The sequence below is a fragment of the Leisingera sp. CC-HEC093 genome, from assembly GCF_059429195.1.
The window spans coordinates 3,723,313-3,737,402 of the sequence record NZ_JCAIJR010000001.1 but is presented as its reverse complement, the minus strand read 5'-3'; the positions used below and the strand labels follow the sequence as shown (position 1 = coordinate 3,737,402).

Sequence of the window (14,090 nt, the reverse complement as noted above, 5' to 3'; positions counted from 1 at the left end):
GTCAGCCGCGCTCCAGCAGCATCAGCTGCAGGGAGGCGCGGCGGGCCGTGTCCTCCAGTCCGACGGCGCGGAAGGCGGCCAGAGCTGCGGTGAGGTCACCGAGATTGCCGTCGGCCCCCTGGGCAAACAGCACCATGCTGCGCAGGATTGCTTCGCCCAGCTGGCCGTTGTCCAAGAGCTGGCGGATGGCGGCGGGTGCTGCGGTTTCTGCCGCAAACCCCAGTGCAATGGCGTCTGCCAGCGGTGACGGGGCGGCTGCCTCGCCAGGGCGGCCCTGGGCCAGTGCCGCCAGGAAGTGATCGGCTGCGTCGGATGCCTGGGCGTCATGGGCTGCCAGCTCATAGGCCGGAGACAGCAGGCGGATGCGCCAGGCCAATGCCGCCGCCGGGCCAGTGAGCTTGGCCCGCGTCAGCGGCTCGGCGAAGATGTCGGCAAAAACGGTCTCAGTGCCTGCTTCCTGCATCGCTTCCCAGGCCCTTGGCAGGGATTGGGCGATGGAGTCTGGGCTGCCGGAGTTCAAGTCGCTTTCCAGCTGCTGCACCGCTGCGACCCGGTCCCAGATTCCACCTGAGGCGGCAGGTTTACGGGCGCTGAACAGGCCAAGGTATTGGTTCGGGTTGAGCGCTCCGGCGCGGGCCAGCCGCTCTGCTGCTTCCAGCTGCGCCTTCCAGCCGGCGATGTCGCGCAGGTCGGCAGCGGCAAAGGCCGGCGGCAGCGGCGCGGTAGGCATAGTTTCGCCAATGGTTTCAAACAGCCGGAAGGTCAGCGGATCCGGGTTCGAAGGGCGGCGCAGAGGCGGTGCCAGTTCAAACAGGTCCGGGTTCAGGAACCGGTCGAGCAGATCCATCTGGTCCTTGGGCAACAACTCCAGCGCATGTGCGGTTTCCAGCATCAGCGCTGCGGTTGGCCAATCGCCGCGCCGCGCCGCGCAGAAGATCCGGGCGGCATAACTGTCTGACAGATGCGGCGAAGCCGTAAGCGTCGCGCAGGAGGCGTCTTCGCTGCCGGTGAGCAGAGTGGCGTCGAACCAGCGGAGAAAGCGGTCTTTGCTGAGCGTGGGGCCGGCTTGCTCTGCCAGTGCCTGCGAGGGGTCCGTTGCCCCCAGCGCCAGCAGCCGGTCCAGCCGGGCCAGCAGAATCCGGTCGCCGGTGGCCGCCGGCGGGCGGGTTTCCGACAGCAGCAGGGTGAACAGCAGCGCCTGCATTGCCGGGCTGCCGCGCACCGGCACGGTTTCGATCAGATGGGTGATGTCATCCGTCGCGCTGCCGCGCCAAAGATCTGCGGGCAGGCCAGTGGCAGCAGCCGGGACCAGCCCGATAGGCGGCAGCAGCGCCTCCAGCGGAGTGACGGACACCCGCGGCAGCGCCGCGGTGCCTGTAACAGGCGGCTCCAGCAGCACGGTGCCGGGCAGTCCGGTTCTGGGTTGCGGCTGGCTAAGCCAGTCAATTGCCGCCAGCGGCTCATTGGCAAGCGCACTGCCTGCCAGCATCACCCCGGCGGCAGCCGCCTTAATCCGCATTCAGCACCACCGGCTTGCGCACCTCGGTGCTGGGCGCGCTGAAATCGGCACCGAACCAAGGACCGACGTATGCGTAGCCCACCAGCCCGATTGCAGCCAGAACTACCAAGTATACCAAGTACTTAATCAATCGCCCCATAGTGCATCCAATGCCTGTTTCCTGCTCTTTTGCTCAAGTTATATATTCCCTTTTCGGCAAGATCACGTCATTCACTGAAGAATGAGCGAAAAAGAGCAAATCAGCGGCCAGAAGGCAGCAGCGCCGGTGCCGGGGAAATTGAAGAAGACCATCGTGATGGTGGGCATGATGGGGGCCGGCAAGACCGCCGTTGGACGTGCGCTGGCGGCCCGCCTGAATGCGCCGTTTCTGGATAGCGACCACGAGATCGAAGCCGCTGCCAATATGACCATTCCGGAGATTTTCGCCCGCGATGGCGAGCCCTTCTTCCGCCAGAAGGAAAGCCAGGTGATTGCCCGGCTGCTGGAAGAGGAACGCGGTGTTCTGTCGACCGGCGGCGGGGCCTTTCTGGCGGAGGAGAACCGGCAGGTGATCACCGCCAAGGGGGCTTCTGTCTGGCTGAATGCCGACCTCGAGGTGCTGTGGAACCGGGTGCGGCACCGGGACACCCGGCCGCTGCTGCGCACCGCCGATCCGCGTGCGACACTCAGCAACCTGTATCACCAGCGGGTGCCGCTGTATGCCAAGGCCGATGTGTCGGTTGTCTCGGACGGGCAGGCCTCGATTGAAACCATGGTGGACCGCGTGCTGGAAGCCTTGCAAGCGCGCCCCGATGTATTGGAGTGGAAGTGATGGAGCGCACGGTTCATGTGCCCCTGGGCGAACGCGCCTATGATGTGGTGATCGGCCCCGGCCTGCTGGCGCAAGCGGGGGAGCGGATCAAGCCGCTGCTGAAACGGCCGCAGGTGGCGGTGCTGACGGATGAGACCGTGGCGGAGAAACACCTGGAAAGCTTGCGCGCCGGTCTGGCGGCTGCGGGTCTGGAGATGACCGCGCTGGCGCTGCCGCCGGGAGAGTCGACCAAGGGCTGGCCGCAGTTCACCCGGTCGGTGGAATGGCTGCTGGAGCAGAAGGTTGAGCGGGGCGATGTGGTGGTTGCCTTCGGCGGCGGGGTGATCGGCGACCTTGCGGGCTTTGCCGCCGCGGTGCTGCGGCGCGGCGTGCGGTTCGTGCAAATCCCGACCTCGCTGCTGGCGCAGGTCGACAGTTCTGTGGGCGGCAAGACCGGTATCAATGCGCCGCAGGGCAAGAACCTGATCGGCGCCTTCCACCAGCCCTCGCTGGTGCTGGCCGACACCTCGGTGCTGGAGACCCTGACCGCGCGCGATTTCCTGTCCGGCTATGGCGAAGTGGTGAAATACGGCCTGCTGGGCGATGCCGAATTTTTCACCTGGCTGGAACAGAACGGTCCTGCGCTGGCCGAAGGCGATGTGGCGGCGCGGGTTGAGGCCGTGGCGCGCTCGGTACAGATGAAGGCCGACATCGTGGTGCGCGACGAGACGGAGCAGGGCGACCGCGCGCTGCTTAATCTGGGTCATACCTTTTGCCACGCGCTGGAGGCGGCGACAGGTTATTCGGACCGTCTGCTGCATGGCGAAGGGGTGGCCATTGGCTGTGCGCTGGCGTTTGAGCTGTCGTCCAAGCTTGGCCTGTGCGCGCAGGAGGATCCCAGCCGGGTGCGGGCGCATCTGAAGGCGATGGGAATGAAAACCGACCTGGCCGATATTCCGGGCGACCTGCCCGGGGCAGAGGCGCTGCTGGACCTGATGGGCCAGGACAAAAAGGTGGTGGCCGGCCAGCTGCGGTTCATTCTGGCGCGCGGCATTGGTGAGGCTTTTGTGACCGGCGACGTGCCGCCAGAGGCCGTGCTGGAGGTCCTGCGCAGCGCAGGCGCCTGAACCGGGGCCAGGCCGCGGACAGACAATAAAAGGCAGCCGCTGAGGCTGCCTTTTTATCTTTTTGCCAAGGACAGGGCGGGATCAGGCGGCGTTGCTGCTGCCGAAATCCTGGTCCCAGTCATCCCCAGCGTCATCGAAATCCATGCCTGACGGCGGATGCGCTGCGGGTGCAGGCTGGGAACCGGAAGCCTGGCCAATGGTGAATTGCGTTACCTGTTCCCGCAGTTCCTGCGCCTGATCCGACAAGGAGGTGGTCGCCGCAGTGGTCTGCTCGGCCATGGCGGCGTTTTGCTGAGCCATCATCTCCAGCTCGCCCACGGCGGTGTTGACGTCGCTCATTTGCGCCGACTGTTCTTTCATGTTGCCGGCAATCTCAACCACCAGAGAGGAAATCTCACCGACTTGCTGGTTTACGGCGGACATGGCCTGGCCGGCCTGGTCCACCAGGGCTGCGCCGTTCTTGACTTGTTCAGAGCTGCGGGCGGTCAGTTCGTCGATCTGCTGAACCGCATCGGCGCAGCGCTGCGCCAGCATCCGCACCTCTGAGGCGACAACCGCGAAACCGCGCCCTGCTTCGCCCGCGCGGGCAGCTTCCACTCCGGCGTTCAGCGCCAGCAGGTTGGTCTGGAAGGCGATGTCCTGAATCACCTTGGTGATCTGGGAGATCTCGTGCGAGGACTCCTGCAGCTTGTCCATCGCTGTGATGGTGTCCTTCACGACCTCATCGCAGGATTTGACACCGTTCTGGGCGCTGTCTGCCAGTTGCTCGGCGCGGCCAGCGTTTTCCGCGGACCGCTGCACATTGCCGGTCAGTTCGCCCATCGCGTTGGTGGTTTTCTCCAGCGTTGCAGATTCTTCCTCGGTGCGGTGGGCCAGGTCCATCGATGCCTCGGCGATGGACTTGGTGCTTTCGTCGACGCTGCTGGTGAGTTCCGCAATTGCGGATACGGCAGCGCTGAGCGCATTCAACGAGTCGTTGAAGTCCATCCGGATTGATTTGAACTCCGATGGGAAATGTTCCTTGATCGGATTATCCAGCCGCTTGTTCTGCAAATCTGAAAGGGCGCTGCCGATGCGGCCTGTCACCGTCAGGATCTCCTCCTGACGCTCTTTCTCTTCCAGCATCCGCTCTTCTTGCTTGCGCTGGGTGACGGTGCGCAGATCAACAACGTTGCGGGCCACTTCGCCAACCTCGTCGCGGCGGGTTGCGCCGGGAACTTCAACGTCGGTTTCGCCCGAGCCGAGCTTCTTCAGTGCCACGTTCAGGACCGACAGCCCCTGGGTCATGTCGCGGGCAATCACCAGGCTGAGCAGCAGAACCAGCCCAATCATGACGGCGGCAAAGATGGCCATTTCCGTCAGCAGCAGCTTGTTCTGCGCGTCAAAGGCGGCCATGTCGCGCTCCAGATGCTCAATCAGAAGCATTTCCTTTTTCTGCAGCACCTCGATTGCCTGGGTTGCCGCAGCAAACCATTCCTCAGCCGTTACGCCTTTGCCGTCTGTACTGTGCAGAATCGATTCACGCATTGCATCGAATGCCTTCATGACAGGATCGCTGAACAGGCTCTTGACTGCGTCCCTGTCCTCAGCGGTTGCAAAATCCTTGAAAGCGCGCAGGCGTTCCTTGAGCAGTTCATGATCCGCAACAAAGGCTTCGCGGTCCTCGGGTTTCCAGCCGTGTTTGAAACCCACCAAGCCTGCCGCCCGCTCCAGCCCCGCGGCGTCAATCGCGCGCATGAAGAAAGAAAGCGCCACGGCCTCCTGCGAGATCAGGGGATCGTCAATTCCTTTGGCCATCGCCAGGCCTGTTTGGATCAGGGCCGCGTTCAGGTCGGTGTAATAGTCGATCAGGGCCTTCAGCTTAAGGGAATGCGTGTCGATCTTCTGGCGGATGTCCTTCTTGCGCGCCAGTTCCGACTTGGCAAATTGAATTGCCTCTTCGGATTCGGACGGCAAGGCCGCCAGATCGATGAGGCTGATTTCTTCAAGATAGGCAGCCATCTTGGCATCGTTCGCCTGCCGCACCTTGACCAGATCTTCAGGAGGGGCGCTGGAGGCGCTCTCAAGGTAGCTTGCGCTCAGACCGCGTTCAAGCTGCAGATTGTGGACCAGGCTGCTCATATGTTCCAGCACCTCACCGGCGAGGACTGTATCCGCCTGAGCCTTTCGTTGCAGGTCGAGCAGGGTTTGCCCGATGAACCAAAGGCTAAGAAGCAGCGGAGCCGCCAGAAGCATTCCGATCTTAGTTTTGATCGAGAGATGCTGCAGAAATCGCATACCCATATTCCAAATCCTTGATGTACCTTTTGACGACATATCCATTCAGCATCTGCGATATGTCTTAATTTTCGCCTAGTCGGAGCGGGCGGGCCGTTTTTCCCGAAAAAGATCTTTCGGCGTCTGGTGCCATGGATGCTACGAACATGGGTTCGTGTCTATGACGCGCAATTCATTGAAAATAATATGAAATCTCTGATCCACCGAGGCGCGCGCGCATCAGGCTGCAGCGTGGAAGTGCAAAAGCGGCAGGGCAAAACACCGCCGGTTCATGAGCTTCCAAAGCCTTCGCAAAGGCAGCGAAAAACCAGCGTTAAAGTGCAAAAGCCCTCCGGCCGCAGGGCCAGAGGGCTTTTGCTGAAGACTGTCAGGGTCCTGTGATTCGGCCGGTCAGGCTCAGAACGGAATTTCGTCGTCGTCTATGTTGTGGGAGGCCCCGCCGCCGAAGCTGCCGCCACCGCCGCCTTGCGATCCGCTGTCGTACCCGCCGCCGTAGCCGCCACCCTGGTTGCCGCCGCCGTAGCTGCCGCCGCTTTGGCCGCCGCCACCGCCGCCGCCTTCACCGCGGCCGTCCAGCATGGTCAGGGTGGAGCCGAAGCCCTGAAGGACGACCTCGGTCGAATACCGGTCCTGGCCGTTTTGGTCCTGCCACTTGCGGGTTTGCAGCTGGCCTTCGATGTAGACCTTGGAGCCCTTCCGCAGGTACTGTTCGCACACGCGGACCAGGCCTTCGCTGAAGACAGCGACGGAGTGCCACTCGGTTTTCTCGCGGCGCTCGCCTGTGTTGCGGTCTTTCCAGGTTTCAGAGGTGGCAATGCGCAGGTTGCATACCTTGCCTCCGTTCTGGAAGCTGCGCACCTCGGGGTCGCGGCCCAGGTTGCCGATGAGCATGACTTTGTTGAGTGAGCCGGCCATAGGATTGGGTCCTTTGTTTCTTGATTGCCTTGTCCAGCAGCGTACGGTTGCGAATCCGTCTGTGCTGATTTCCATGCACACTATAGACCCGGGCAGGGTGTGGAAAGCAGCTCTCTGGGGATGGTTTTACGGTTGTTTGCGCGCCAATGACGGCAGCTTGAGCCTGTGATGCTTTAAATTTGTTCGGCATTCGTTATATTCGCGCAAAGTGGGATAGTGTCGGGACAGCGGAAATGCGCAAAGCCGTTGCGGGATTGGTTATTGCCGTGGTCGGGGCAGGGCAGCCTGTGGCCGCCGAAAGCCTAAGCACCAAGAACCGGCGGGACCTGTTTGCAGCCCATACAAGGGTGCTGGATGGCCGTGCCGCGACGCAGTACAAGAACTCGGTCCGGCTGCAGCCCAAGACCTTCAGTATACCGTCCGCTGGCGGCACCCTGCCTTACAGCGGCAAGTACCGGGGTCAGTATTTGCAGATGGCGCGGGATGCCGCGCGCCAGCATGGGGTGCCGGAGGAGCTGTTCCTGCGGTTGGTGCAGCAAGAGAGCAACTGGAACCCGAATGCCAAATCGCATAAAGGCGCGCTGGGGCTGGCGCAGCTGATGCCGGCGACGGCGCGGGCGCTGGGGGTCAACCCGGCTGAGCCTAAGCAAAACCTGGAAGGCGGCGCGCGCTACCTTGCCCGGCAGTTCCGCAAATTCGGTTCCTGGCGTCTGGCGCTGGCGGCCTACAACGCGGGTCCGGATGCGGTGAAGAAATACGGGGGCGTGCCGCCGTACCGCGAAACTCAGAATTACGTCAAGAAGATCTGGGGCAGCTGAGACCACTGTCCGGTTAACCTGGGGGTAAGAACCCTTAATGCCCCGTTAACTCCGCCTAAGTGCCAAGCATTTGCCTTAATTTTTCGTGAATCTCCCTCCAGCTTCTGGAGGGAATGTATTGTATATCAATGGCTTCGACGAACGGCTGGAACGGATCGACTGGCAACCTAGCGCCGTGCCGACCCGCCAGATGATCGACAGCGTGCTGGCGGGCCGTCTGCCGCGGCAACCGGGCGGCGCGGTGCTGATCATGGCTGCCGCCATCACAGGCATTCTGATCGGCGTAGGGCTCAAGGGCATGTTCCTGCCGGGCGTTCCCTGGGGGCCGGATGCGGGTCTGGCAGGTCTGGTCGGTGGCGGGCTGGCGCTGGCCGGGCTGGCCGTGTCTTTGGCGGTTGCGATGCTGGCTGCATTTCGCGGCAAAAGGGCGCCGCGCCTGATGCAGTTTTCCTTGATGAACCTTCTGATGATCGTGGTTCTGCTGCTGAGCTGAAAGAGGTCGCCTGCAGAAACACTGAGGACTGCGAAACCCGCTTGCCGCTGGTGGGTGAGCATACGTGTATAGCGCCTGCGCGGGCGTCAGTGTTTACGGCTTTTTCAGTCAAGTGTTCCATTGTTTGTCCAAATTCTGCTGATTTGGAAAATTCATGGAACAGTCAACGGTTGCGAAAGATCAGTTGCAAAGCGCAGCCGGCGCTGCAGCAGAGCTGATGAATACGGGCCAGTTTGCCCAGGCTCTGCAGATTTTGCTGCCGGTTCTGAAAAGCGGCTCGATGGATCCAGCTGTTCTGGAACGCTCAGCGAATTGTTTTCATGCGCTGGGGGACGCTGCAACGGCGATCTCTTTAATGGAGGTCTTTACCGGCAACTGGCCGCATGTGGCAGTGGCGTGGACCAGGCTTGCTGCAATGCGCCAGACCAGCGGGCAGATAGAGCAGGCCGTCAATGACCTGAAGCGCGCATTGGATCTTGACCCAAGGAACGTCAACGCGCTGGTTTCGCTCTGCAGGCTGGAACCGTTTTCAGCGCAGAGCAGCATGGCACAGCGTCTGGAGGAGCTTTCGGGTGATCCCAGGCTGGCGGCCAAAGACCAGCGGATGGTGCTGAATGCGCTGGGACATATCGAGGCCAAGGCTGGCAGGCCTGCGCAGGCATTCAATTACTTCCTGAACTCCAAGAAACTGAGCCCTGGGGAGTTCAATGCAGAGGCAGCCCAAGCGCGCGTCCAGGATCAGAAACAGCTGTTCCAGCCCTTGTGTCATGAACGGTCGGATACAGAAGAGCCGCGCGTCATCTTTGTTTGCGGCCTTCCGCGAAGCGGAACCACTTTGGCGGAGAACATTCTGCTGCAGCATAGCCAGGTCGGCAGCATTGGCGAAAGCGAAGCACTGAAGCACACACTGTATTCGGTCCGCGCACATTGTATGTCGCGCGGACTGGGGCAGGGATACTGGGACTGGGCGGGCATGCTGGACCCGCAAGAACGCGAGGCATTCCGCAAGCTCTATTTCCAGAACGCGTTCCAGAATCTGCCATCAGGGGCACCGGTGATTGTCGACAAGATGCCGCTCAATTGCCTTGCTCTGGGGCTGGCACAGCATCTTCTGCCGGACGCGCGGTTTGTTTTCATGTCCCGCCATCCATTGGATACTGGCCTGTCCAATCTAATGGCTGATTTTGCGGGGGGGAATGCGTTTACACGGCGATTGGATTGGCTGGGCGGGATGACCCGGCTGGTATACGAGTCCGCCTGGGACTATGAGATCAAGATTGGCAGCCAGTTCAAGGCCCAATCCTATCGCGCATTGGTCAGCGACCCGCAGGCGCAAATCGCCCGGCTGCTGGAGCACGCGGGGCTGGAATGGGAAGACAGCTGCCTGTCTCCCGAAAAGTCCAGCAAGGCGGTGGTCACCGCATCGCTTGTTCAAGTCCGTCAGAAAATCAACAAGGGCGCGCTGGATAAGTGGAAACCCTATGCCGCAGAACTGGAGCCGCTGAAGGAAGCCTTGGGCGGCGATGAATGGCTATCTGACTGGGAAGATTGGGACAACACGCTGCACGGCAGCTAGCAGCGAAAAAGAAAGGGCCGGGGAGTTCCCGGCCCTTAATTCGTGTAAGGGATATTCTTACTCTGCCGCGACCTTGATCACTGGCTTCATGCGCTCCAGCACCTCGTCGCTCAGGTGGCACTTGATCTGGTGGCCACCGTCCAGTGTGCGCACCGGCGGAACCTCCTTCTCGCACAGGCCGCCCGGCACTTCTGATTTCCAGCGGCAGCGGGTCTGGAACGGGCAGCCCGGGGGCGGGTTCATCGCCGAGGGAATGTCGCCCTCCAGCACGATGTGCTCTTTCTCGACCGAAGTGTCGGCAATCGGCACCGCGCTGAGCAGCGCCTCGGTGTAGGGGTGGTACGGCGGCGCAAACACCTGATCGGTATCGCCCAGCTCCACCACATGGCCGAGGTACATCACCATCACCCGGTCGCTGAGGTAGCGTACGATCGACAGATCGTGGGAGATGAACAGAAGCGTGGTCTTCTCGTTGCGCTGGATCTCCATCAGCAGGTCGGTCACAGCCGCCTGCACCGACACGTCGAGCGCCGAGACAGGTTCGTCCGCCACCACGATGCGGGCGCCGCCGGCAAAGGCGCGGGCGATGCCCACACGCTGCTTCTGGCCGCCGGACAGCTGCCGCGGCATGCGGTCGGCAAAGGCGCGGGGCAGCTTCACCAGGTCCAAAAGCTCCAGCATCTTCTTGCGGCGCTCGGCCTCGGAATTGCCAATGCCGAAGATCTCCAGCGCCCGCATGATCTGGCGCCCCACCGTCATGGACGGGTTCAGCGTGTCAAACGGGTTCTGAAACACCATCTGCACGTCGGAGACGGTCTTGGTGTCGCGTTCCTCGATCGGGATCTGCTCGATGTTGCGGTTGTCGAGCAGGATCTGACCCTCGGTGGCGGTTTCCAGCCCCATCAGCACCTTGGCGAAGGTCGACTTGCCGCAGCCCGACTCGCCGACGATGGCCAGGGTTTCGGATTCCCGGGCTTCGAAACTGAGGGTTTCATTGGCCTTCACCACCTTGGTGTCGCCGCCGCCGAACAGGGCGTTGGCGGCCACCTCGTAGTATTTTTTTAGGTTTTCCATTTTCAGGATCACCTTGCCGGGCGCGGTCTTTTCCTTCTGCTCGCCAAGCGTGATCGGAGCATTCCAGTCGATTTCCTGGAATTTCAGACATCGGGTTTCGTGCCGGTCATTGCCATGCACGGGGCTCATCGGGATGACCATATCCTGATCGCAGCGGCCTGCCTCGAAATAGTCGCAGCGCGGGCCGAAATTGCAGCCGGGCGGGCGTTCGTGGGGCAGCGGAAAATTACCCGGGATCGCCACCAGCGGGCGCGAGTTTTTGTCAGCCCCCGGCAGCGGAATCGAGCGGAACAGCGCCTGGGTATAGGGGTGCTGCATTTCATCAAACACATCATGGATCGAGCCGCGTTCAACCGCCTCGCCCGAGTACATCACACAGAGACGGTCGCAGGTTTCCAGAACCAGGCCGAGGTTGTGCGAAATGAACAGCATCGAGGTGCCGTACTTCTTGCCCAAGTCCTTGACCAGCTCAACCACCGCGGCCTCAACCGTCACATCGAGCGCGGTTGTCGGCTCGTCAAGGATCAGCAGCGACGGTTTCGACATCAGCGCCATCGCAATCACGATCCGCTGCTGCTGGCCGCCCGACAGCTGATGCGGGAAGGAGTTCAGCATCCGTTCCGGGTCGGGCAAGCGCACGTCGCTCACCACTTCCAGCGCCCGGGCATAGGCCTCCTTTTCGCTCACGCCCTCGTGGATCATCGGCACTTCCATCAGCTGCTTGCCGATCTTCATCGCCGGATTGAGCGAGGCCATCGGCTCCTGATAGATCATCGCGATCTCATTGCCGCGAATGTCGCGCAGTTCTTCCTTGCTTATTTCCGCCAGGTCGCGGCCCTTGAACTTGATGGTGCCGCCGACTACGCGGCCGTTCTTGCCCAGGTCCTGCATGACGCCGAGGGCGACTGTGGATTTGCCGCAGCCGGATTCCCCGACAAGGCCGACCGCCTCGCCCGGTTGCACGGCCACCGAGAAGTCCATCACAGCGGGGATTTCACGCAGGCGGGTGAAGAAGGAGATTGACAGCTTGTTAATCTCCAGGATCGGGCCGTCGTATTCTGCCAGTTTGTTCATATTCTATTCTCCCTGTTGGAGCGGGAGGGGAAGGGATCCCCTTCATCTGGCTCCAATTTACCGGGGGACCGGGCGGGCCGGTCCCCCAGCCGGATCAGTCCTTCAGGCTTTCTTCGCGCAGGCCGTCGGCCAGCAGGTTCAGGCCCAGAACCAGCGTCAGCAGCGCAAAGGCAGGCGGCAGTGCCGGGTGCAGGTAGATCGACAACAGCTTGCGCCCGTCATTGATGGTCGACCCCCAGTCCGGGCTTTCCGGCGGCAGGCCGAGGCCGAAGAAGCCCAGGGTACCCAGCAGAATGGTGGTGTAGCCGATGCGCAGGCAGAAATCGACGATCAGCGGCCCGCGGGCGTTCGGCAGGATTTCCCACAGCATGATGTACCAGGGGCCTTCTCCGCGGGTCTGGGCCGCGGCCACATAGTCGCGGGTTTTGATGTCCAGCGTCAGGCCGCGCACGATGCGGAACACCGTGGGCGAGTTGACGAAGACCACCGAGACGAACACCACCAGGATACCGCCGGGAATGTCGAACATGTCCATCGCACGGGGCAGGCCCCAGATGGAGTATTCCGGCGTGTTGATCAGGTAGCCGCCGTTGGAAACCAGCTGCAGGTAGAACCAGATAATGGTTCCCAGCACCAGCGGCAGCACCAGGTTGCGCACCTTGGGCCGGGTATAATACCGCGAATTCAGCAGCACTCCGACAAAGATGATCGGGAAGATGAACAGCACGATCGCCATATAGTTCGGCACACCGGTTGCCACGATCTCGGGCGTGACCAGAAGGTAGAACAGCAGGATCACCGGGAAGGCCAGGATCAGGTTAGCTGCAAAGGACAACGAGGTGTCCAGCTTGCCGCCGTAGTAGCCCGCGGGCAGCCCCAGGGTGATCCCCACCATGAAGGCAAAGACGGCGGCCATCGGGGCGATTTTGATGACTTCCCAAGCGCCCTTGACCAGGCGGCTGAAGACGTCGCGCGCCAGGTTGTCGCCGCCAAGAAGGTAATAGGGGTATTCATCTTCGGTGGCGCCGCGCAACGGCGTGCCGGGGAGCTTGTTCTTCATGCCCGAGGCCTGCGCCAGCGGGTCATGGGTGATGATCATGTCCATGGCACCGTAGATGCCGGTGAACACCCAGAACATCACCAGGCCAAAGCCGATCATGCCGATGGGGCTGTCGAACAGCTTGCCATAAAGACCGAGCCGCCGTTTGAAGCCCATGGAGGCTGCGAAGAGGATCACCAGCGAAAACCAGACAGGGGACAGCTGGTAAACTATGCGCCCAGCAATTTCGAATGTGCTAAGAGGTTCCATGCTCTGCTGCCTTCCTTAAGAGATCCGGATACGCGGGTTCAGATACACATAGCCGATGTCGGAGATCAGCTGGGTGATCAGCACCACGAAGACTGAGACCACAGAGACGGCCAGCAGCAGTTCGATGTCATTGTTGCCCGCGGCTTCCACCAGGATCCAGCCGAAGCCCTTGTAGTTGAACAGGGTCTCGACGATCACCACGCCGTTCAGCAGCCAGGGGAACTGCAGCATGATGACGGTGAAGGGAGCAATCAGCGCGTTCCGCAGCGCGTGCTTCAGAACGATATTGTGGAAGCTCACGCCCTTGAGCCGGGCGGTGCGGATGTATTGCGCGGTCATTACCTCGGTCATCGACGCGCGGGTCATCCGGGCGATGTAGCCCATGCCGTAAAGCGCAATGGTCAGCACCGGCAGGAAGAAGTTCTCAAAGGTCGGGTTGTCCATAGCCGAGGTTGCGGTGCCCTTGAACCACTTCAGCCCGACAGTCGAGGATGTGAAGACGGCGATGAAAATCACGCCGGAGACATATTCAGGGGTTGCTGTGGTCAGGATCGAGGCAGTCGACAGGCTCCGGTCGGTAACGGACCCTTCCCGCATGCCCGCCAGAACGCCGATGATCAGTGCAGAGGGGATCATCAGCATCAGCACCCAGAACATAAGGCGGCCGGTATTGCCCAGACGTTCCGCCACAATGGTGGAGACCTCGTTTTTAAAACGGGTGGAGTAGCCCCAGTCGCCCTGCAGAATGCCGCAGAAGGTGGCGGCTTCGGATGCCGCTTCGGCCGAGACGGTGCCGGTCATGCAGCGGCCGGTGAAACCGTCTTCGGTCTCCCGGGTCCAGCCTGGCAGAACGCCCAGCCATTGCCCGTACTTCGAAACCATGGATCCGCCATAGCCGTTGGCGTCCAGCCAACTGGCCACGGCCTCGTCCGACATGCGGAAGTTGCCCTGGGTCTTGGCGAGTTTTTCAAGGTTGGGGTAGAGGTTCGTCAGGAAGAACACGATGAACGTCAGGCACAGGGCCGTCAGCAGCATCACGCCCGAGCGGCGGAGAATAAATAGTCCCATGGGGGTCCCCTGTCAGTCTGGCGGATCGGACCCGGCTCAGTTGGCGGGTC

General features: G+C 61.7%; 12 protein-coding genes. 5 read left to right on the top strand and 7 right to left on the bottom strand.

Features of this window, described 5'->3' with window-relative positions:
* Position 1 precedes the first annotated feature (1 nt).
* The gene (locus tag AC5STB_RS18350; protein WP_495444223.1) at positions 2-1,519 is read right to left on the bottom strand and encodes a hypothetical protein; all 1,518 of its coding nucleotides are present in this window, start codon (positions 1,517-1,519) and stop codon (positions 2-4) included.
* On the bottom strand, positions 1,509-1,658 hold the full coding sequence (locus AC5STB_RS18345; protein ID WP_222475458.1) for a hypothetical protein: 150 nt from the start codon (positions 1,656-1,658) through the stop codon (positions 1,509-1,511). Before AC5STB_RS18345 ends, AC5STB_RS18350 begins: the two co-directional genes overlap by 11 nt.
* Positions 1,659-1,739: 81 nt before the next feature.
* On the opposite strand from AC5STB_RS18345, the gene AC5STB_RS18340 reads away from it, so the two are divergent.
* Together AC5STB_RS18340 and aroB are read left to right on the top strand one after the other, a co-directional pair.
* A complete protein-coding gene (locus AC5STB_RS18340) occupies positions 1,740-2,330 on the top strand; it encodes a shikimate kinase (protein ID WP_495444222.1) in 591 nt (196 codons plus the stop codon).
* Positions 2,330-3,436 (top strand): 3-dehydroquinate synthase, encoded by a 1,107-nt coding sequence (gene aroB / locus AC5STB_RS18335; protein ID WP_495444221.1) that lies wholly within the window; start codon positions 2,330-2,332, stop codon positions 3,434-3,436. Before AC5STB_RS18340 ends, aroB begins: the two co-directional genes overlap by 1 nt.
* Positions 3,437-3,517: 81 nt before the next feature.
* Here the strand turns inward: aroB and AC5STB_RS18330 are convergent, their stop codons facing one another.
* Together AC5STB_RS18330 and ssb are read right to left on the bottom strand one after the other, a co-directional pair.
* Complete coding sequence (locus AC5STB_RS18330) at positions 3,518-5,719, bottom strand: methyl-accepting chemotaxis protein (RefSeq protein ID WP_495444220.1); 2,202 nt, start codon at positions 5,717-5,719, stop codon at positions 3,518-3,520.
* Positions 5,720-6,109: 390 nt separating this feature from the next.
* Positions 6,110-6,628, bottom strand: coding sequence for a single-stranded DNA-binding protein (gene ssb, locus AC5STB_RS18325; RefSeq protein ID WP_495444219.1), 519 nt, complete (start codon positions 6,626-6,628; stop codon positions 6,110-6,112).
* A gap of 233 nt (positions 6,629-6,861) precedes the next feature.
* Between ssb and AC5STB_RS18320 the strand changes: the two genes are divergently transcribed.
* The 3 genes from AC5STB_RS18320 to AC5STB_RS18310 all read left to right on the top strand — a co-directional run bounded on the left by AC5STB_RS18320 (position 6,862) and on the right by AC5STB_RS18310 (position 9,515).
* Positions 6,862-7,446, top strand: coding sequence for a lytic transglycosylase domain-containing protein (locus tag AC5STB_RS18320; protein WP_495444218.1), 585 nt, complete (start codon positions 6,862-6,864; stop codon positions 7,444-7,446).
* A gap of 118 nt (positions 7,447-7,564) precedes the next feature.
* Complete coding sequence (locus AC5STB_RS18315) at positions 7,565-7,939, top strand: hypothetical protein (protein WP_495444217.1); 375 nt, start codon at positions 7,565-7,567, stop codon at positions 7,937-7,939.
* Between the two features lie 154 nt (positions 7,940-8,093).
* Positions 8,094-9,515, top strand: a complete 1,422-nt coding sequence (locus tag AC5STB_RS18310; protein ID WP_495444216.1) for a tetratricopeptide repeat-containing sulfotransferase family protein — start codon at positions 8,094-8,096, stop codon at positions 9,513-9,515.
* 57 nt (positions 9,516-9,572) lie between these two features.
* On the opposite strand, the gene AC5STB_RS18305 is transcribed toward AC5STB_RS18310, so the two are convergent.
* From AC5STB_RS18305 to AC5STB_RS18295, 3 genes are all read right to left on the bottom strand, one after another.
* Positions 9,573-11,663 (bottom strand): dipeptide ABC transporter ATP-binding protein, encoded by a 2,091-nt coding sequence (locus AC5STB_RS18305; protein ID WP_495444215.1) that lies wholly within the window; start codon positions 11,661-11,663, stop codon positions 9,573-9,575.
* Between the two features lie 94 nt (positions 11,664-11,757).
* Positions 11,758-12,972, bottom strand: coding sequence for an ABC transporter permease (locus tag AC5STB_RS18300; RefSeq protein WP_495444214.1), 1,215 nt, complete (start codon positions 12,970-12,972; stop codon positions 11,758-11,760).
* 15 nt (positions 12,973-12,987) lie between these two features.
* Positions 12,988-14,040, bottom strand: a complete 1,053-nt coding sequence (locus tag AC5STB_RS18295; RefSeq protein ID WP_495444213.1) for an ABC transporter permease — start codon at positions 14,038-14,040, stop codon at positions 12,988-12,990.
* Positions 14,041-14,090: the final 50 nt, after the last annotated feature.

Bases quoted from the DNA above. Each gene is read 5' to 3' on its own strand.
- AC5STB_RS18350 (WP_495444223.1), bottom strand. From the start codon at position 1,519: ATGCGGATTAAGGCGGCTGCCGCCGGGGTGATGCTGGCAGGCAGTGCG.
- AC5STB_RS18345 (WP_222475458.1), bottom strand. From the start codon at position 1,658: ATGGGGCGATTGATTAAGTACTTGGTATACTTGGTAGTTCTGGCTGCA.
- AC5STB_RS18340 (WP_495444222.1), top strand. From the start codon at position 1,740: ATGAGCGAAAAAGAGCAAATCAGCGGCCAGAAGGCAGCAGCGCCGGTG.
- aroB (WP_495444221.1), top strand. From the start codon at position 2,330: ATGGAGCGCACGGTTCATGTGCCCCTGGGCGAACGCGCCTATGATGTG.
- AC5STB_RS18330 (WP_495444220.1), bottom strand. From the start codon at position 5,719: ATGGGTATGCGATTTCTGCAGCATCTCTCGATCAAAACTAAGATCGGA.
- ssb (WP_495444219.1), bottom strand. From the start codon at position 6,628: ATGGCCGGCTCACTCAACAAAGTCATGCTCATCGGCAACCTGGGCCGC.
- AC5STB_RS18320 (WP_495444218.1), top strand. From the start codon at position 6,862: ATGCGCAAAGCCGTTGCGGGATTGGTTATTGCCGTGGTCGGGGCAGGG.
- AC5STB_RS18310 (WP_495444216.1), top strand. From the start codon at position 8,094: ATGGAACAGTCAACGGTTGCGAAAGATCAGTTGCAAAGCGCAGCCGGC.
- AC5STB_RS18305 (WP_495444215.1), bottom strand. From the start codon at position 11,663: ATGAACAAACTGGCAGAATACGACGGCCCGATCCTGGAGATTAACAAG.
- AC5STB_RS18300 (WP_495444214.1), bottom strand. From the start codon at position 12,972: ATGGAACCTCTTAGCACATTCGAAATTGCTGGGCGCATAGTTTACCAG.
- AC5STB_RS18295 (WP_495444213.1), bottom strand. From the start codon at position 14,040: ATGGGACTATTTATTCTCCGCCGCTCGGGCGTGATGCTGCTGACGGCC.